General features: G+C 41.1%; 19 protein-coding genes. 11 read left to right on the forward strand and 8 right to left on the reverse strand.

The window, feature by feature from the left end; genetic code table 11:
* Together AWW72_RS11275 and rpiA are read right to left on the reverse strand one after the other, a co-directional pair.
* Window positions 1-645, reverse strand: a 645-nt coding sequence (locus AWW72_RS11275; protein ID WP_062847404.1) for a M48 family metallopeptidase, incomplete at its 3' end; no start/stop codon positions are given.
* Window positions 645-1,316 carry a ribose-5-phosphate isomerase RpiA gene (gene rpiA / locus AWW72_RS11280; protein WP_004772412.1) on the reverse strand — a complete coding sequence of 224 codons (672 nt, stop codon included), beginning with the start codon at window positions 1,314-1,316 and terminating at the stop codon, window positions 645-647. The genes rpiA and AWW72_RS11275, both read right to left, overlap by 1 nt.
* A 104-nt stretch (window positions 1,317-1,420) precedes the next feature.
* Between rpiA and ilvA the strand changes: the two genes are divergently transcribed.
* Window positions 1,421-2,959 (forward strand): threonine ammonia-lyase, biosynthetic, encoded by a 1,539-nt coding sequence (gene ilvA / locus AWW72_RS11285; RefSeq protein WP_062847405.1) that lies wholly within the window; start codon window positions 1,421-1,423, stop codon window positions 2,957-2,959.
* Between the two features lie 202 nt (window positions 2,960-3,161).
* Here ilvA and AWW72_RS11290 read toward each other — a convergent pair whose 3' ends face one another.
* Window positions 3,162-3,434, reverse strand: coding sequence for a hypothetical protein (locus AWW72_RS11290; protein ID WP_249409169.1), 273 nt, complete (start codon window positions 3,432-3,434; stop codon window positions 3,162-3,164).
* A gap of 234 nt (window positions 3,435-3,668) precedes the next feature.
* Here AWW72_RS11290 and AWW72_RS11295 point away from each other — a divergent pair, with 234 nt between their 5' ends.
* Together AWW72_RS11295 and AWW72_RS11300 are read left to right on the forward strand one after the other, a co-directional pair.
* Window positions 3,669-4,319, forward strand: a complete 651-nt coding sequence (locus AWW72_RS11295; protein ID WP_062847406.1) for a potassium channel family protein — start codon at window positions 3,669-3,671, stop codon at window positions 4,317-4,319.
* A gap of 1 nt (window position 4,320) precedes the next feature.
* Window positions 4,321-5,658, forward strand: coding sequence for a TrkH family potassium uptake protein (locus AWW72_RS11300; RefSeq protein WP_062847407.1), 1,338 nt, complete (start codon window positions 4,321-4,323; stop codon window positions 5,656-5,658).
* On the opposite strand, the gene AWW72_RS11305 is transcribed toward AWW72_RS11300, so the two are convergent.
* The 4 genes from AWW72_RS11305 to AWW72_RS11320 all read right to left on the reverse strand — a co-directional run bounded on the left by AWW72_RS11305 (window position 5,646) and on the right by AWW72_RS11320 (window position 10,882).
* Window positions 5,646-6,173, reverse strand: a complete 528-nt coding sequence (locus AWW72_RS11305) for a cysteine peptidase family C39 domain-containing protein (RefSeq protein ID WP_062847408.1) — start codon at window positions 6,171-6,173, stop codon at window positions 5,646-5,648. The two genes, AWW72_RS11300 and AWW72_RS11305, sit on opposite strands and share 13 nt — an antisense overlap.
* Entirely contained in the window at window positions 6,174-7,340 is a 1,167-nt protein-coding gene (locus AWW72_RS11310) for a phospholipase A (RefSeq protein WP_062847409.1), read from the reverse strand.
* Between the two features lie 20 nt (window positions 7,341-7,360).
* Window positions 7,361-10,300: an insulinase family protein gene (locus AWW72_RS11315; RefSeq protein WP_062847410.1), complete on the reverse strand. Its 2,940-nt coding sequence runs from the start codon at window positions 10,298-10,300 to the stop codon at window positions 7,361-7,363.
* 132 nt (window positions 10,301-10,432) lie between these two features.
* Complete coding sequence (locus tag AWW72_RS11320; RefSeq protein ID WP_062847411.1) at window positions 10,433-10,882, reverse strand: GNAT family N-acetyltransferase; 450 nt, start codon at window positions 10,880-10,882, stop codon at window positions 10,433-10,435.
* 112 nt (window positions 10,883-10,994) lie between these two features.
* Between AWW72_RS11320 and AWW72_RS11325 the strand changes: the two genes are divergently transcribed.
* The 8 genes from AWW72_RS11325 (at window position 10,995) to AWW72_RS11360 (ending at window position 16,848) form a co-directional block, all read left to right on the forward strand.
* On the forward strand, window positions 10,995-12,008 hold the full coding sequence (locus AWW72_RS11325; RefSeq protein ID WP_062847412.1) for an adenosine kinase: 1,014 nt from the start codon (window positions 10,995-10,997) through the stop codon (window positions 12,006-12,008).
* Window positions 12,009-12,024: 16 nt separating this feature from the next.
* Window positions 12,025-12,330 carry a Rieske (2Fe-2S) protein gene (locus tag AWW72_RS11330; protein ID WP_104021878.1) on the forward strand — a complete coding sequence of 102 codons (306 nt, stop codon included), beginning with the start codon at window positions 12,025-12,027 and terminating at the stop codon, window positions 12,328-12,330.
* Window positions 12,331-12,352: 22 nt separating this feature from the next.
* Window positions 12,353-12,964 carry an OB-fold-containig protein gene (locus AWW72_RS11335; protein ID WP_171066990.1) on the forward strand — a complete coding sequence of 204 codons (612 nt, stop codon included), beginning with the start codon at window positions 12,353-12,355 and terminating at the stop codon, window positions 12,962-12,964.
* A 556-nt stretch (window positions 12,965-13,520) separates the two neighbouring features.
* Window positions 13,521-13,712, forward strand: a complete 192-nt coding sequence (gene cydP / locus AWW72_RS11340) for a cytochrome oxidase putative small subunit CydP (protein WP_004653758.1) — start codon at window positions 13,521-13,523, stop codon at window positions 13,710-13,712.
* Window positions 13,712-15,289 carry a cytochrome ubiquinol oxidase subunit I gene (locus AWW72_RS11345; RefSeq protein ID WP_005241807.1) on the forward strand — a complete coding sequence of 526 codons (1,578 nt, stop codon included), beginning with the start codon at window positions 13,712-13,714 and terminating at the stop codon, window positions 15,287-15,289. The genes cydP and AWW72_RS11345 overlap by 1 nt, the downstream gene beginning before the upstream one ends.
* Window positions 15,286-16,431: a cytochrome d ubiquinol oxidase subunit II gene (gene cydB / locus AWW72_RS11350; protein WP_004772432.1), complete on the forward strand. Its 1,146-nt coding sequence runs from the start codon at window positions 15,286-15,288 to the stop codon at window positions 16,429-16,431. The genes AWW72_RS11345 and cydB overlap by 4 nt, the downstream gene beginning before the upstream one ends.
* Window positions 16,432-16,445: 14 nt before the next feature.
* Complete coding sequence (gene cydX, locus AWW72_RS11355; RefSeq protein ID WP_000270276.1) at window positions 16,446-16,547, forward strand: cytochrome bd-I oxidase subunit CydX; 102 nt, start codon at window positions 16,446-16,448, stop codon at window positions 16,545-16,547.
* Window positions 16,548-16,551: 4 nt separating this feature from the next.
* A complete protein-coding gene (locus tag AWW72_RS11360; protein ID WP_005257841.1) occupies window positions 16,552-16,848 on the forward strand; it encodes a cyd operon YbgE family protein in 297 nt (98 codons plus the stop codon).
* 78 nt (window positions 16,849-16,926) lie between these two features.
* Here AWW72_RS11360 and AWW72_RS11365 read toward each other — a convergent pair whose 3' ends face one another.
* Window positions 16,927-19,086, reverse strand: a complete 2,160-nt coding sequence (locus AWW72_RS11365; protein ID WP_062847413.1) for a TonB-dependent siderophore receptor — start codon at window positions 19,084-19,086, stop codon at window positions 16,927-16,929.
* Between the last annotated feature and the right edge of the window lie 107 nt (window positions 19,087-19,193).

The following is a 19,193-nucleotide window of genomic DNA, read 5'->3' on the forward strand; positions in this document are numbered from 1 at the left end:
ACGATGGATCAGATAGTTTTCATCATATTTAGCAACTTCATTCCAGAACGCCGCACTATGATCAAAATGTTTGGTATGTGCTAATTCATGCACGCACACAGCTCGGACATTGTGTTCAGGCATCAGCGCTAATGCTGCACTGAGCATAATGTCATGTTTGGAACTACAACTTCCCCAACGGGTTTTCGGATTTCGAATAGTACAAGCTTGATAAGCCAAGCCGATTTCCCGACTGACCTGATCCAGATAATCAGGTAAAAATTGCTTGGCATAAGCCATAACGGCTGCCTGTAACGCTTTTTCCGACGCCGTATCTCGTATAAGGATCGTCTGCTGTTCCCAATCAAACTTAAAAATATGTCGTTGTGATTGTCGAATAATCTGAAAAGGTTGGGAATGAAAGAATAATGAAAGTTGCTCAGGCAAATCCACGTTCAGACTAAATTGTTTTTGTTGTCTACTCCAAGTTTCAACCAGCCATTGCTCAGAATGAGTTAAAAACTGCTGGATCTGTTTTTTACTACAAAATAGCGGAACCGTTAAACGAATACCTGTGGGCTCCACACGCAAGCGCAGATTTCTCGCCCTTGCATGTCGAACCACCTTAATTTCAGGTAATAACGTTTCTAATGAAACTGCCTGCATTATTGTGCAGTACGCTCTTCGATACCATTATTAGTTGCAACAATCGCAATGCTTGCTGCATTTAATGCAAAGATACCGTTGGTGACAACACCAGGAATGTCATTAATGGTTTTTTCCAGCTCAAGCGCATTGAGAATGTTTAAGTTAAATACATCCAGAATCACGTTGCCATTATCCGTAACCACACCTTCGCGATAAACTGGATCACCACCTAAAGCGACGATTTTACGCGCAACAGCAGAACGTGCCATTGGAATCACTTCAACAGGAAGTGGAAAATCACGACCCAACTGGTCGACCCATTTTGAATCATCAACGATACATACAAATTTCTTTGCAATCGAAGCAACAATTTTTTCACGGGTTAATGCAGCGCCGCCGCCTTTAATCATATGCATATGACGGTCGATTTCGTCAGCACCGTCCACATAGGCATCTAGGCCACCTACCGAGTTCATATCCACAACTTCAATACCGAGCTTCTTCAAACGCTCAGCGGTTGCATTCGAACTAGCGACAGCTGCTTCTAATTGCAATTCAGGCAATAAATCAATTAAAAAATTAACGGTACTTCCTGTTCCTACGCCCAAAATGCCGCCTTTAGGCAAATGTTTCAAAGCTGCTTTTGCCGCAGCTTGTTTTTTTTCATCTTGGGTTGCATATAGACTCATGACTTCACTCAACTATTTTGACATTTGCTGCAAGAAAACAGCGCAAATGCACAGGGGTTTGCTACAATGATCGTCTATTTTAAACTGTTATAGGGAAGAAGAACATGCTGTCTCGTGTGGTACGACAAATTTTACAAGCAACGGTTTATGATGTTGCAATTGAAACACCGCTTGAAGCAGCTCCACGAATTAGTCAAAAAATTAATAATAACATTCGATTTAAGCGTGAAGATTTACAACCTGTGTTCTCTTTCAAGCTCCGCGGTGCTTATAACCGTATCAGCCAGCTTCCTAAAGATCAGCTCGATCGTGGTGTCATTTGTGCATCTGCAGGTAACCATGCGCAAGGCGTGGCATTGTCTGGAAAAAAATTAGGTATTCCTGCAATTATCGTTATGCCAAGTACAACACCTGATATTAAAGTTCAAGCTGTTAAACGCTTGGGCGGTCAAGTGGTGTTATACGGCGATAGCTTTGATGTTGCCAACAAATATGCAAAACAACGTGCGGAAGATGAAGGACTGGTTTTCATTCCGCCTTATGACGATGAGCTGGTGATTGCCGGTCAAGGCACAATTGCGAATGAATTACTGCGCCAATGGCGTGATGTTGAATATGTTTTCGTTGCTGTTGGTGGTGGCGGACTCATTGCGGGTGTTGCGGCCTATCTCGGTGAAGTCGCACCACATGTCAAAGTCATTGGCGTTGAATACGAAGAATCAGCATGTTTAAAAGCGGCACTCGAATCAAATGAACGCGTGGTATTGCCGCATGTAGGTCTATTTGCTGATGGTACAGCAGTTGCTCAAATTGGCGAGTTGCCATTTGATGTGATCCGTTTACGTAAATCGGATAATTCAGGCCCAATCGTTGAACCTGATATCGTAACGGTTGATACAGATGAAATCTGTGCTGCCATTAAAGATACCTATGATGAAAATCGTAGTATTGTCGAACCATCTGGGGCCATGGCCTTGGCTGGCATCAAGAAATATGTTGCAGAGCATCAATTGACTGATAAAAACATGGTCTCGATTGTATGTGGCGCCAACATGAACTTTGACCGTTTACGTTATATCGCAGAGCGTACCGAATTAGGTGAACGCCGTGAAGCAATTTATGCGGTGACAATTCCTGAGCAAAAAGGTGCATTCCTCAACTTCTGTCGTGCATTGCAAGGTCGTAACATTACTGAGTTTAACTATCGCGCGAGCTCAAGCAATCTGGCTCAAGTCTTTGTTGGAATTAGCTTAAAAGGTGGCGAAACTGAACGTCATGAAATTCACAACATGTTAAAACAGCAATATGAAGTGGATGATTTATCTGATGATGAAGTGGCAAAACTGCATATTCGTTATCTGATTGGTGGTCATGCCAATATTGAAAATGAGCGCTTGTTCCGTGTTGAATTCCCGGAACGTCCAGGTGCTCTACTCACCTTCCTTGAGCGTTTGGGGCCAACCCATAACATTACCCTGTTCCATTACCGTAATCACGGTGCCGCGGAAGGTCGTGTATTGGTGGGTCTGGAAGCAACGGATGCCAAACAGAATCCAGATGGTCTGATTGAAACATTAGAGCAAATCACTTATCCATATGCTGAAATCAGCAATAATATTGGATATAAGCGTTTTCTTAAATAAGCGTTCTAGTACCTTAAAGCCGACCTCGTGTCGGCTTTGTTTTCATCATGTACTGTGAAACATGGCAATAATCTTTTTAAGGTTTTATTTCTGCTAGTCGTTTTGATAATTCAGTATCATTTCCATCCAGCAAAGGGGTACCTTCGTAATAAAATTTACTTATATATTTACCTGCATTATCAATTTTCATCACAAGACCACATCAAGTCTCACCAACCATATCACTCTTCCAAAATAAATTATCTTCAGCCTCTATCAGCTCGAAAGAAACGGGTATAGCAGGTCTTTGAGATTCATTATATTCATTCATACTTGGTGATAGCCAACATTTGGCAGTAGATCCACGCCTCAGATCTAGACTCTCATCTTTAATTCTTTCAACATAATAAATAATTTCCCTCCAATTTTTAGGAGCTACATATACAATTTCTTTTAATATATTATTAAGGAGTTGTGTTTTTACTAAGAAACTCATTTTTATCCACTAACTTGATCTAAAATTGATGTTTACCATTAAAAAGAGTTGCTGAATACAATTAACATTGTAAACAAAATTTACAAAGCACGTTGCTTTGAAACCGCTTTTTTATTTTTATCAAAACAACAACTGATGTATCTTTGCCAAGCCAACAAAATCATTACAAACTAATAAATTGATCCATCTTAAAATGAATAAAAAGATATTTTTATCATTTAGTTAAGGACAGTTATGGCACAGTTTGCAGTCATTGGTTTAGGTAGTTTTGGGGCAACTGTTGCATTAGAGCTGACCAAACTAAATCATGATGTCATCGGAATTGATACCATCAAGCGCAATGTAGAAAATCTGGCTGATCGTATTACACATGCAGTGATAGCCGATGCAACAGATGAACACGTTCTGGAAGAACTGAACATCCAGAATTGTGATGCGGTTATTGTCGCGATTGGCGAAGATATTGAAGCCAGTATTCTCTGTGTGCTAAACCTAAAGAATTTAGGTGTTGAGAAGATTCTGGTGAAAGCCAAAACTAAAGCACATCACACCATCCTTTCGCATTTAAATGTCAGCAAGATTATCCATCCTGAAGAAGATATGGGTGTACGTGTGGCGCAAGCACTGAACTACCCAATGGTGAGTCGTTATATGGCACTGGATGATGATCATTACATCGTCAAGGTTCCCGTTAATGAGAAACTGAACAATATCAATTTGTCAGGTATTTTAAAGCAAGAGCCAAATATTAAACTGTTATTGCTTAAACGTAATCAGCAGATTTTTTATGAAACTGATCCTAATTTTACCTTGCAAACAGATGATGTACTGATTTTGGAAGGTTCGCTTAGCCATCTCAGAAAACTTTCAGGATGTTTCGCATAACATGGCATTCAAAATAAACTCCCAAAAGATTTTTAACCTAAGCCCTCCTTCTTTGCTGGCGATTGGTTTTTTAAGTTTTATTGTCATCGGGACATTATTACTGAAACTGCCGATTGCCAATAAAGGCAACGTGAGCTGGATGGATGCCTTGTTTACCGCGACATCAGCGGTCACTATTACTGGTTTATCCGTGGTTAATCTGAATGAGTCATTCAATCATTTTGGGCAGTTTATTATCCTGTTATTGATTCAATCGGGTGGTTTGGGTTTTATGACCTTTGCCATATTGGCAGCATTGAGTCTGGCACCAAAGTTGGGGCTTAAACAACAAATGATGGCACAGGATAGCTTGGGCCAAACCAGCCTATCCAAAGTTACCTTCGTCGCCAAAGGTGTTGTGCTCTACACCCTGTTCTTTGAACTGATTGGTGTTGTGATATTAACTGCCTCATTTGCCCCGATTTATGGTTTTGCCCGCGGACTTTATTACGCCATCTTTTATAGCGTTTCTGCCTTTAATAATGCTGGCTTTTCCTTATTCGATAACAGTCTGATCAATTTCCAGAGTCATTATCTGATCTGTTTAACCATTAGCCTGCTCTATACCTTGGGTGGAATTGGCTTTCTGGTGCTGATCGATGTCAAACAAAATAAGCGCTGGAGCAAACTGACACCAAACAGCAAGCTCATCCTCAGTACCATTGCGATTTTGAATCTGGTCGCCTTTATCTTGATCTGGTTATTAGAGTCAAATAATCCGCTGACACTCGGTTCAATGAGTTTAGGTGAACAAGCCATGAATGCATGGTTTCAGGCCACAGTTCCTCGATCCTCTGGATTTAATACCATTGATACAGGTGCGATGGAACATAGTACAGCCTTACTCACCATGCTGTTAATGTTTATTGGTGGTGGTTCTCTCAGTACCGCAGGTGGCATCAAAGTCGGTACGTTTGTGATCTTGTTGCTATGTGTGCTTTCTTTTTTACGGCGTAATGAGGAAATCCGCATTTTTAATCATTCAGTTTCAGCAGAAACAACCTATAAAGCCCTTGCCGTGACAGCGATTACAGGCATGTTGGTCTTTGTCGGTTGCTTTATTATTCTGCTGCTCGAACCCAAACTGGATGTGATGGATTTAATGTTTGAGGTGGTTTCTGCCGCCTGTACAGTGGGCTTATCACGCGGCGCGACAAGCCAATTACATGACGGCAGTTTATTTGTCCTAAGTGTACTGATGTTTACAGGTCGACTCGGCCCTTTAACGCTTGCCTATTTAATTGCAACGCCGAAAAAGAGCCGTTTAAAACACGCCAATGCCAACATTCAGATTGGATGAAAACTCGAAGGCTGCTCAATCACAATCACTTGTTGGCAGATTCCATCAGCTTGGCGCTGTTGTTCAAATACAGCTTTAGACATCACATCAAAATGATCACAGAAACTCACTTTCTGTTCATCAATTGAATAAAGCAAGGACTGGTTCCCCATTCCTTGTAAGGTGTCATAAAACACAATCACAAAATTGCCACTTTCAAAAGCGTGCTGAATCTCAGCATAGGTTAAAGCAGCGTCGATAGGAATCTGCAGACCTTCCGCTTCGCGATAACACTGCTTTTCATTGTCATCAATATTCGGATCAGGTGCTGTATAAAATGAAACAGTATAGCCTAATTTCTTCATGGCTAAAGCCAGTGCAATCGTGAATGTGCCATCTTTACGATCATGGCGACACAACTGGATCAGATCAGCAATATCAATATGGGTTTGATATTGCTTTAAGATGAGCCACAGTGCGAACACACCACAATTTGCGTCTAGCTGTAATAATGATTCTGGAATATTTAAACTCATTTAATACCAGTTCATCAATGATACGCCCAAGCCTGCGTAGGTCGCACGGTGGTTGTAATCAATCAGACTTTCACCATAACCATCAAACAGTTGCAAGTGTCCACGCAATTTGCCCGTAATTGGGAATGCCCAGTCAAACTGAACCGCACCGTGTGAACGATCACCACCTTTCAAGGAATGACGCAGCATCAATGAAAAATCGTGATCACCTTTGCGGTAAAATGCGGTTAAATCACCACGACCTACATAATCTTTAATATCGGGGTTATTGTCCTCTTTAGCATCTTCCTCAACGCGATACCAAGGACGCAGCATCAAGGCGAAATTATCTTTCTCGAAGCCAAGATTAAAGATGACACGGTTCCAGCTACGCGATAGCGGATCAGAACGACCATTAGACTGGTGGTTCAACGTCACACCGAGTAAGCGCGCATTCAGGCCTAAAACTTCATAATTGGTTCTAAACATTAAGCTCGCTTCAGGCTCGTAATTCGTTTCACGGAAAGGTCGAGACTCATCCGAGTTATAGACTTGCCAGCGTGAAGACTGGGTATAACCCAACCACAAATCACCATTATCACCAAAAATGTTTTCCCAAGCCTTGGTCTTAAATGAGATCTGGAACTTGGCTTCGCTTGAGGTGAGTTCTTGTTTGTCTTTAACCGTATTTTCAGGGTTCGGACTACTTGGAAACTCATTCTTGTCACTGGTCCAGAATACAGGCAGCAAATAGACCGGTTGATAAGCACGGATATTCCATGTACCTAACTTACTGTCTTCTGATAGTTCCCAACGGCGATCCAGTAAAGAGACATTCGGGTCAAACTTCGGCGCAGCACCAAGAATATGCAGATCACTTACCTTTTGAACCACTTTATCTTTCAAAGATTCTGGTTGAGCTTTTTCAGTACTGGCTAGCGCTGGTGCAGCTGCTACAGCGACCACAGGTTCTGGTGTCTGCACTTGTGACTGAATCACAGCAGGTGCTTTAAAAATCGCATCATAACACGCCAAACGCTCAGCATTTGAGGCTAAAGCCACACATGCATCCGCCGTAGCTGGACTGGCTGGTGCGGTCGCTTGCGCATGTGCCAACGACGTAGTTAAGCCAAGTATCGTCAAGACACTCAGCTCCAGATAACTACGTTCAAAAGATTTGAACGCCATAGAATTCTCCAATTTTTCTTTTAATTGACTTGCTTGATGCTAAATCCAAGTTTCTGCAATTCTTCGCGCTTCGCAAATGGCGCAACAACCGCTTTCACAGGTTTTTGAGCCAATAAATACTGCTTGGCAACGCGTTGTAAATCGTCCAGATTCACATTGAGCAAACGTTCACGCAGAATCTTACGGAATTTTGGTGTACGTGCATGTAGCAATGCATAACATGCTGTAATCGCCTCGCCCGCCGGAGAACCCGGTTTATCCATACTCGCAACTAAACCAAGAATAGCTTCTTCAAGTTGATGTGGCTGTTGCTCGGTATTCAATAACCATTGCACACTGGCTTCAAAATCGTTGAATGTTTCTGCCAAACGTGGATCACGATAGCTATAGAAACGGAACGAACACGCATTACCATCATAGCTTGCACCACCACCATACGCACCGCCTTTTTCACGAATGGCACTATGCAAGAAACCATTTCGTAAATAAGCTGCCAATACCATCAATGGTGCTGCATCTGGATGAGCTACATCAACTGCTTGGTAAGCAGATGCACAGAATTGTACATTGGCTTGAATTAACCACGCTTCATCATCTGAAGTATTCACAGGTTCGACTTGCGTTAATTGAACAGGTGTTTCGTCAACAGCCAGCTTATCCCAGACATTTTGAATTTCTTCGACCAGACGATCCGATTGATGTTCTTCACAGACTAATAGGAATTGTTTAGACGCTTGTAGTAATTTACGATGAATCGACTGTAACTCGCCAATTAACGCTTGATAAGCTGCATCATCCTGATCAATTTTATTGACCAACTCGGTTAACCAGTTCAATGCGCCCAAGCCTGTGTTGTGATAATCACGGCGCGCCAAAGCACTCATTTGACGTGATGCAGCATGCATCGCATAGCTATGACCAGAACCGGATAAACGTGACTGCCAACGCGTTTTACGTTGCTGTAATAGTTCAATAATGCGATCTTTCTCATCAAAACGTAGCTGTTCAAATGCCAATTTCAATAATTGAATTGCATCCAGTTTTTGTGTCAAAGATTTGGTGGTTAAAGTCAGCCATGCACTGATACGGTCTTTATCATCGACCTTACTACGCAAAGATGCGCCCATCCCCAAACCACCACTGACGGCTGTCTGAATCTGCTGGAATTCAAGATAATCATATTCACCAGCGCCGACTTCACCCATCAGAATCGAAAGTAAATTGAAGTAAGGTGATTGAACAATCTCATCAGGAATCTGAATCAACACTTGTTGATAGTAAATACCATTGGTACCGGCATGGTATAAATTTAACGGCGTATCTAAACGATTACAGATAATCTCACGCAACTGACCTTGAACAATCTGCAACTCGGCAGGTACATCTTCCAAACCAACTTTTGGTAATAACTCAAGATTATCAGGCGTATCCTGACGCTGCTTTAAGGCTGCGGTTTTTTCTTCAATCTCGATCTTCTGCGCATCGGTTAAATTGGCCGTAATGTCAGCCAGACGCGCCTGTTCTGCTTGCTGCTCTTTCACCGATTTGGTTGCATCAGGGACTAAAGTCATTTGTACACGATGCAGATTATCCAACAAATGAGTTTGGATCAGGTTTGACAACCACATCGGGTCTTTCAACTCTTCTTTCACTTGCTCAATCGCAGAGTCCACGTCCCAGACATGAATCGGATCACTATGATGAATGGCACTACCTAAACCATTTAAAATCAGGCTTAAACCATACGGTGTACCATCGCCATTAATTTCACGTTGATGTAATTCAATTTGATGAAGAATGGCATCGACAAAATCGCGATCTACTGGCTTAGAAGCCACCTCTTTCAGAATATCCAGAATGCCATTTTTAAATGTTTCTGCATGTTCAGCATTTGAACCTTGAACACCACAATAGAAGGTCATTTCAAAGTTACTGTCATCAACCCCCATGAGTGGGCCTGTTGACTGTGCATAACCACAGGTTTCCAAATAGTGACGTAAAGGTGAAGCCGAATTCTCTAATAGAATCCCCTCAACCAAACGCATACCTAGACGGAGTTTGGTATCGCTGGTTTGTGGCAATAACCATGACATTACATGATAAGTTTTATCTTTCAAATCTTCGCTATCAACCGCATAGCTTTCAGTCACTTCGACTGGTGCAGTTAAGCGTTTCTCAGGTTTTGAGTATAAAGTCGTGCCTTGAGAGAACTTATGTAATGCCAAACTTTCAAACTGTTCTTGAAGATCGTACGCGCTTTGATTGCCAAAAGTCATGAATACCGCATTGCTTGGGTGATAATGCGTTTTATAGAAATCAACTAGTTGCTCATAGCTTAAATCTGGAATGTCTTTTGGATCGCCACCAGAGTTGTAGTGATAAGTTGTTTCTGGGAACAAATGATGTGCAAGTTGATGATAAAGCTGATCTGTCGGAGAGCTCATCGCACCTTTCATTTCATTAAAGACAACGCCTTTATACACCGCCTGATCATTTTCAAGCTCAATACGAATCCCTTCCTGAGCAAAGTCTAAAGGGTTCAAATTGGCAGCAAATGCAGCGTCCAAATAAACAGACAGTAAGTTTTGAAAATCTTTTTTGTTTTGTGTCGCAAATGGATAGGCTGTCCAGTCGGCGGCAGTAAAAGCATTCATAAACGTATTGAGTGAACGACGGATCATCAGGAAAAACGGATCACGTACAGGAAATTTCTCAGAACCACACAACGCAGTATGCTCTAAAATATGTGCTGCTCCTTTTGAATCCATTGGCTGGGTTCTAAATGCAACCAGAAACACATTTTCATCATGACTGGTCGCCAAGTGATAGTGAACAGCGCCAGTCACTTTATGCTTATATTCTGAAACTTGAATATCAAGTGCTTCTACATGGTGTTGACGTAATAGCTGAAACGCGGGATGAATAGTTTGAGTAATGCTTTCAGTAACATCTACAGTCATGTGATCTCCAATTTATCTCTATTAAATCATTACGATTGATTATAGAGAGTCTACCGAAGAATACGTATCGATATCCATGTAAATTACTCTATTTTTGTAGAAAAATGCAGCGGCTAATCAGAACACAGTTGATTAAAAAACTTTCCGGAAATTACTGTGCCCCCAATCTACACCTTCATATCCCATACATGGGTAGAAATTCGCCGCATTTTTAGTATCGGTATATAAACACAACTGCTCAAAATAGGTTTGGGCATACTGCTCGATATGCTTTAACAAATATGCCTCCACTGTTTTTTGACGACAATCAGGATGAATATAAAAACGGCGTAGTCTGCCAATTTTTCCAGTTTTATCGAAAGGATCCTGACTAACACCACCTACTGCAATCAGATCCTGATCTTTATATACTGCAAATAAGCCTTCTCCATATTGATCAAAACGATTTTCACCCGTTTCAAAGTCGTACCTAAGTCTTTTTAAAAACTGGAACCCTTCTCGTTCAGACAATTCAATCAGCATATTCAGATCAGTCGGCAGCGTTAAAATTCGTTCTATTCTTAATCTTTGTAAAAAACCCATGTCTTTGTCCTGAATTTCCCGCGTATAAACAGCTGATTTTTTTTCAACAAACTATTGTAATCCTGAGCATTGGTGTAAACTTTGCTTTTTGATTTTTACTGTGATGACAAACATGGCAACTGTTGATCTTTTTGCAATTGGTAATGCACTCATTGACCAGGAATTTAAAGTTTCCAATGAGTTTTTAGTAGAACAAGCTTTGCAAAAAGGTACCATGCAATTAGCTGATGGCGAAACACAGGCAGATTTATATCAAAAATTACAAACTACCCAAAGCTACAAAGGCCAAGCCAGTGGCGGTTCAGCAGCGAATACAAGCGTTGCTTTTAGTGCTCTAGGTGGTACTGCATTTTATGGTTGCCGTGTAGGTAACGATGAACTTGGCTCAATCTATTTAACCGGTTTAAACGAAGCTGGCATTAAAACAGCAACCCAATCAATCAGCGAAGGTGTTACAGGTACCTGCATGGTACTGATTAGTCCAGATTCTGAACGTACCATGCAAACTTATCTCGGTATTACCGCTGAATTGACAGCTGAACAAATTGACTTTGAACCATTAAAAACGGCGAAATGGTTATATATCGAAGGTTATTTATCTACAAGTGATACTGCACGCGTAGCGGTTAAACAGGCACGAGAACTGGCTAAAGCACACGGTGTTAAAATTGCCCTTTCTCTTTCTGACCCTGCAATGGTGCAATATGCTCGCTCAGGTTTAGAAGAACTGCTCGATGATGGCGTTGACTTGCTTTTCTGTAACGAACAGGAAGCACTCATGTTTACCAATACAGAAAATCTTGATGCTGCAATTGAAACACTGAAACTAAAAAACCAGCACATTGTAATCACACAAGGTGCCAAAGGCGCTGTCATCGTAAATGAAGCTCACCAGTTCCATGTGAATGGCCGCGTAGTTGAAGCGGTTGATACCAATGGCGCTGGCGATGCATTTGCTGGCGCATTCTTGTATGCAATTAATGCTGGTTTGAGCTTGGAAGCAGCCGCTCAACTTGCTATTTTAATCTCTAGCGAAGTTGTTGCACAATTCGGCCCACGTTTAAGCGTCGAAAACTATGCAGAACTCTTGGAACAATTTAAAAAAGCTCAACAGGAATGTGCTTAACATGGAAAAGATTTGCATGACTGAAGAAGTCCCTGAGCGTGAGTCTCGTGCATACGATACGATGAAAGGGACAACTATTTTTATTACTCAAAAAGATGGCAGCTTTTATGCCTATCAGAATGTTTGCCCGCATTTGCAGACAGAACTTGAGTTCTTGGAAAATCAGTTTCTTGATCAGGATCGCGAATATATCCAATGTTCTACTCACGGCGCCCTATTTTCTGTTGAAACTGGCGAATGTATTTCAGGCCCATGTCTGGGTGAATTCCTTGAAAAAGTAAATCTGGAAGTTCACTCAGATGGTGGTATCTATATCGATTGATGCTTAAACCATGAATTCTGCAATGACTGAGTTTTTCCTCAACTACTACCTTATGCCATTTCATATGAGCGTAGTCGCTTTGATCGTGCTTAGCATTGCAGAAACCATTGGTATTTTTATCGGCTTACGTCCAAGCCATCTGGTGAAGAAACTGGCCCCAGAATGGTTACTGAACTCGCCTTTAGTAGATGTAAAGTTTTCCAAATATCTGATTTTTGTTTTCTTGCTCATCAACTTTAGTTTTGCGGGCTATTTTCTTGAGCTTTCGTTCTTTGCCTTACAGCATTACTTTATTTCTCCATATTATTTATTTGTTCCTGCTTTGATCATCGACATTTTCTTTACTGTCTTTATGATTCACTGTCTGGATCAGGTAATTAAACCCAAAGTCATTCATACACATACCAATCTGGTTGGTCGTCTAGCAACAATTTCAACGGGAAATGCCCGTCCAGGTTTTTCTGCTCAAGCGCGTGTTCGTGATGAGTTTGGGCAACTATACTATGTACAAGTTGAACCAGAATATGGCGAACTGGAATTACAATCACAAGTCCTGCTGATTAGCCAAAAATCCAATTCACACTATCTTGCAAAAAAGATTTCTCTTTCAAATAACCTGTTTACCCCAGATTAAAACCAATCAAAAACCGCTAAACGCGATCTCCAAGTCCCAAATAAACACAATGTTACAAAAGTACACAATAAAAATAGGTGTTTTATATCTTCCCTTCTGAAGTGATTCGTGATCTATAAATACGGCAAAACACAAAAGTGATGTTCATCACATTTCTACAAATAAACTCTACCTAAATGCTTGGTTTTATCAGCATTTCATTCTAAAAATAATTTTGATATGTAATTAAAATGATAACTCACTGTATATATTATATATTTTATATCCATACTATTTTAGTTGGTTTAATATTTATTTAACTCATTTTAAACCAGAGCTTTTTAATCAGATTTAAAATCATAAATACAACTGTTTTAATCAGATTTAAAAAATAATTCATATTATTTTAGTTGGATAAAACCATTATTTTTAAATTTTAATCAAAAATAAAACCAAGTTACTGTTTTATATAGTTTATTCAAAATTAAATATATTAAAAACCCTAAAGGTTTATTTTCAATGGTTTTTATTTAATAATGTTTTACATCTTTTAAAAATGTGTATGAGGCTAAGTTCTATGAACACAAGTTCTCAAGATCCAAATCGGCGGCTCATCCGAGAAATCACGATTATTCTTATTATTAAAGTTGCTCTTCTCTTGGTGATTAAACACATCTGGTTTGATGCCCCAACGATTCCAAAAGATTTTAACAATGAAGTTGCCGAGCGTATTGCTGGTGACATGTCCAAAACTCAGGAGACACGTTGATGATTTCTGAAAGCGTGGTCGATCTTTCGCGGTTCCAATTTGCAATGACCGCAATGTATCACTTTCTTTTCGTCCCTCTAACTTTAGGTCTGGCTTTTATTCTTGCCATTATGGAAACCACGTATGTGATTTCTGGTAAAGAAATCTATAAGGACATGACCAAATTCTGGGGGAAACTCTTCGGGATTAACTTTGCCCTAGGTGTAACCACTGGTTTAACCATGGAATTCCAGTTTGGTACCAACTGGGCCTATTATTCCCACTATGTAGGCGATATTTTCGGGGCGCCACTTGCCATTGAAGGTTTGATGGCCTTCTTCCTTGAATCAACCTTTATCGGCTTGTTCTTCTTTGGATGGGATCGCCTGTCTAAAGTCCAACATTTAGGCGTAACATGGTTAGTCGCAATTGGCTCGAATATGTCTGCCTTGTGGATTCTGATCGCAAACGGCTGGATGCAAAACCCAGTTGGTGCTGCATTTAACTATGAAACCATGCGTATGGAACTGGTTGATTTCGGTGCATTGATCTTCAACCCTGTTGCTCAGGTGAAATTTGTACATACGGTTTCTGCGGGATATGTCACAGGTGCGATCTTCGTCCTTGCGATCTCAAGCTATTACCTATTAAAGAAACGTGACTTACCGTTTGCGCGTCGTTCATTCGCAATTGCTGCCATCTTCGGTTTAGCTTCAACACTTTCTGTGATTTTGCTTGGTGATGAATCTGGTTATGAACTCGGTGATGTTCAAAAAACCAAACTTGCTGCAATCGAAGCTGAATGGCATACCGAACCTGCACCTGCTGCATTTACCTTATTTGGTCTCCCAAATCAGCAGGAAATGCGTACCGACTATGCGATTAAGATTCCTTATGTGATGGGGATTATTGCAACCCGTTCTACAGACAAAGAAGTGACTGGTTTACGTGACTTGATGAAAGAACATGAAGTGCGTATCCGTAATGGTATGGTGGCCTATAGCGAGTTAGAAAAACTTCGTGCGGGTGACCGTTCTCCAGACTTACTGGCTTCATTTGAGAAAAATCAAAAAGACTTAGGTTATGGCCTACTCTTGAAAAAATATTCTCCAAATGTGGTTGATGCAACTGAAGAACATATTCAGGCGGCAACTAAAGATACCATTCCAAATGTAGCGGCTCTATTCTTCTCGTTCCGTGCGATGGTGGCTTCTGGCTTCCTGATGTTATTGCTATTCCTTCTTGCAACATGGTCAGTGGCAAAACGTAATGCCGAAGATAAACCGTGGTTACTCAAATTTGCTTTGTTTGCTCTCCCTCTCCCATGGATTGCTGCTCAAACAGGTTGGTATGTGGCTGAAGGTGGTCGTCAACCGTGGTCAATTGGTGAAATCTTACCAACACATCTGTCTGCTTCAAGTGTGAGTACAGGCGATGTATGGGGTTCAATCATTGCATTAGCTGCGTTCTATACAGTGCTACTGATTATCGAAATGTACTTAATGATCAAATTTGCGCGTTTAGGTCCAAGCTCGTTACATACTGGTAAATATCACTTCGAAAAACTCGAAGCAAAAGCTGGGGAGGCTCAGTCATGATCGAATATGAACTCCTAAAAATTATCTGGTGGGTATTGGTCGGTGTTCTACTGATTGGCTTTGCCCTCACCGACGGTTTCGATATGGGCTCAATGGCACTGATGCCATTCGTGGGTAAAACCGATTCTGAACGCCGTGCTGCAATCAATACGATTGCACCGCACTGGGATGGTAACCAAGTCTGGTTCATTACCGCAGGTGGTGCTTTATTTGCAGCTTGGCCAATGGTCTATGCGGTTGCCTTCTCTGGAATGTACTGGGCCTTACTACTGGTTTTATTTGCCCTATTCCTGCGACCCGTCGGATTTGACTATCGCTCCAAGTTAGAGAATACCCAATGGCGTACTTCTTGGGACTGGGGTCTATGCATCGGTGGTGCGGTGCCTGCGCTAGTGTTTGGTGTGGCATTCGGAAACTTGTTCCTTGGTGTACCATTCAGCCTAGATGACACATTACGCTCACAATATACAGGTAGCTTCTTTGCACTATTGAATCCGTTTGCATTGATTTGCGGTATCGTCAGCCTATCAATGCTATGCGCACACGGCGGTGCATGGCTCATGCTACGTACGGACGGGAATTTACATAATCGTTCTGCCAAAGCAACACAAATCATGGCAATTGCATTCCTTGTGTGCTTCTTGGCTGCGGGTGCATGGTTATTCTTTGGTAATATCTCGGGTTATAGCTATGCCACTGCTGTAAATACAAATGCGGCACTCAACCCACTTGCTAAAGACGTTGTGACCAATGCCAATCATGGTTGGTTAAATAACTATGCAACTTATCCGATTACCATGGCGGCGCCTATTGTTGCAATTTTAGGTGCGCTACTGGTCATCATTAGTGCAGGCAAACATAAAGCGGCTGCAAGTTTTACAGGTACAAGCTTAATGATTGTCGGTGCAATCTTGACTGCAGGTTTTGCATTGTTCCCATTCTTGTTACCATCAAGCATTGATCCAACATCAAGCTTGACCATGTGGGATGCTGTTTCTAGTCATAAGACCCTCGGGGTAATGACGGTTGCTGCATGTATCTTCGTTCCGCTCATTTTGATCTATACCTCTTGGTCTTATTACAAAATGTGGGGCGTCATCACCAACAAACACATTGAAGAAAATTCACATAGTTTGTACTAATCAGGAGATGTGACATGTGGTATTTTGCATGGATTCTAGGCATTTTGATGGCATGTTTCGCAGGTGTACTCAGTGCACTGTATATCGAACATCATCAAAATTTAGATGAGGAATAATAAAATGGCTGAAGCAATGACAACACCGAAGAATCGTAAAGCTCAAGTGCTTGCAATGACCATTTCGTTTTTGTTGGCATTGCCCCTTGCGGCTATTTTACTGGTACATCCATCGCTGATGCTGGATGCAAACGGACACTATAATCATAGCCTGCTGATGCTGGTGATGATTGGCATTTCTGGTGGCTTTGTGCATGGGGTTGGTTTTGTACCAAGATTCTGGTTATGGAAATGGTTATTTAGCCCTTATATCGCCTGGCCTTTGATGGTTCTTGGATACTTTATCTGGTTAGGCCAATAAGTTATTTTCTTTTTCCTACCATTTAAAAAAGCTGCCAGATCTGGCAGCTTTTTTATTTTCGGCTGACTTATCAAGTCATCAAAACTTAAAGTTCACTGAAGCTGTAAAGTTACGCGCCACACCCCACGTATTTGTAGTATTTGCCTTGTACTCTTTATCAAATAAATTATTCACATTTAAGCCAAGACTGACATCTGGAGTCATTTGATAACGCCCCATCAAATTGACTAACGCATAACTGTCTTGTCGGTTCAATTGGGCAGCTAAGCCCCCAGCTTTTGCGGAAGCAGCATCATAAATTTCACTTTGCCAATTTACTCCACCGCCTAAAGTAATCTTATCCAGCTTATATGTGGTAAATAATTTAAAGGTATTCTTCGGTAAAATAGGATTCAGAATCTCACCATTCTGATTTTTAGCATCCGTATGAGTATAGCCAGCCTGAATATTCCAATCCGGTAAAACTTCACCGGCAAGACTCAATTCATAGCCCTTCACTTTCGCACCATCTACAGCAATATAAGGCTGAAAATCCAACTCTGCTGTTCCGGCACTGGTATCCTGAATTGCGAAGTTATCCTGTTTCATTGAGAAATAGGCAGCACTTGCATTCAAACGCCCTTCATAAAAATCTGCTTTTAGACCCACCTCAAAACTATTGCCTTCTTCTGGATCTAGATAGTTTTCATTTTTATCTTTTCGAGAAGAAGGATTAAAAATTGTGGTATAGCTGCTATAAGCAGATACATTCTCCGTCAGATCAAGAATTAAACCTGCATACGGTGTAAAAACCCCATTCTGTTTTTGTTCATTATCCGTGATTTTACGTTCCCAGTTACTAAAACGTGTACCTAATACCAGTTTTAATGGATCAAGCAATTGTAATTTCGCAGCGGCAAAGGCACCTAATTGCTGCTCATCTACAAGATTACGGCCACTTTGTTTTATATCAGGTCTTTGACTCGCTCCATTCCAACCTGTAATATTTTCAATGACATAATAACGGTTGAAAGTTGGATCATCCGATTGAATCCGATAACCATTTACCCCAAAACTAACATCATGTTCGTGCCCAAATGCCTGAAACTTGCCTGATGTATATAAATCTAGGGAATGTACCTCTGGTGTACTTTCTAAACGCCCACTCGTCACCACCATTTGCCCTGGTTGTAAGGTTAAGGTTTTATTCACACTATATGGCTTATCATAAGTAATGCCCCCAGATCCAGCGACGCCATACTCACGTTTATTGCTTGCCTTGGTAAATGCATAATTCGCAATTGCCTGCCAGTTATCATTAAACTGATGTTCAAGGCCTAGAAAAATATTTAATTTCTCAGTGTCACTAAAGGTAAAGTTTGCCGCAGGATTATCCTTTCTCCCAAAACTTACCTGTTTTTGTCCATCATGCGTTATAAATGGAAAACCGTGCGCCGTCGCCCCATCAATTTTGACTTGTTGTGCTGTAAGAGCCGTAGTAAGCGTTGTTTTATCGCTTAAATCAACATCTAAAGCCCCATAAATCACTGCATTTTGACGATGAAACCGATCCTGTTGATTGCCGCCTTCCTCATAAACAGCGACGGTACGACCACGAATCGAGTTATCCTGATTTAGTCCACCACTTACATCAATTTGACTACGATACCGATCCCAATTACCCGCCTGTACATTAACGGCCCCTTTTAACTCTGCTGTAGGACGTTTTCGTACATAGTTAATGCTGGCACTTGGATTGCCTGATCCACTGGTCAAACCTGTAGCGCCTTTAGTCACCTCGATACGTTCATAAAGTGCTGAATCTTCAAGACCAAACATATCTGCACCACCAAAAGAAGCAGTTGATGTTGGTATTCCATCGCGTTGAACATTGGTGATTGCAAAACCTCGTGAGTAATAAGTGTTATAGCCCGCACCCAATTGTCCGTACTGAACCATGGTGACACCAGCAGTCTGAGCCAAGACATCATTGGTACTATTCAGGTTTTGGTCTTCGATTTGTTGTGCTGTAAATACCGTGACACTCTGAGGTGTTTCTTTCAGAGATAAATCAAGTTTCGTCGCAGATTTTGATTTTTTTACGGTATAGGATGGATCTGCTTGTTCTGCTTTTAAATGAATTGTGGGTAAAACATTATTGCTCTCTTGCTCCATACGAGAATCATTTGCCCATGCGACATTGTGATATTGACCAGCCAAAACAAACATGATCGCAGTATATAAATGATGGTGCTTCATTCTTTCCCCCTGAAAATATTTTTTTACATTCTACATAAATGCAAATGATTATCAATAACAATGATTTCCTTTGTTCCTTTTGGATTTGATTAAGTTTTTGAATATAG

Source organism: Acinetobacter sp. NRRL B-65365 (genome assembly GCF_001605865.1).
Classification (GTDB): domain Bacteria; phylum Pseudomonadota; class Gammaproteobacteria; order Pseudomonadales; family Moraxellaceae; genus Acinetobacter; species Acinetobacter vivianii.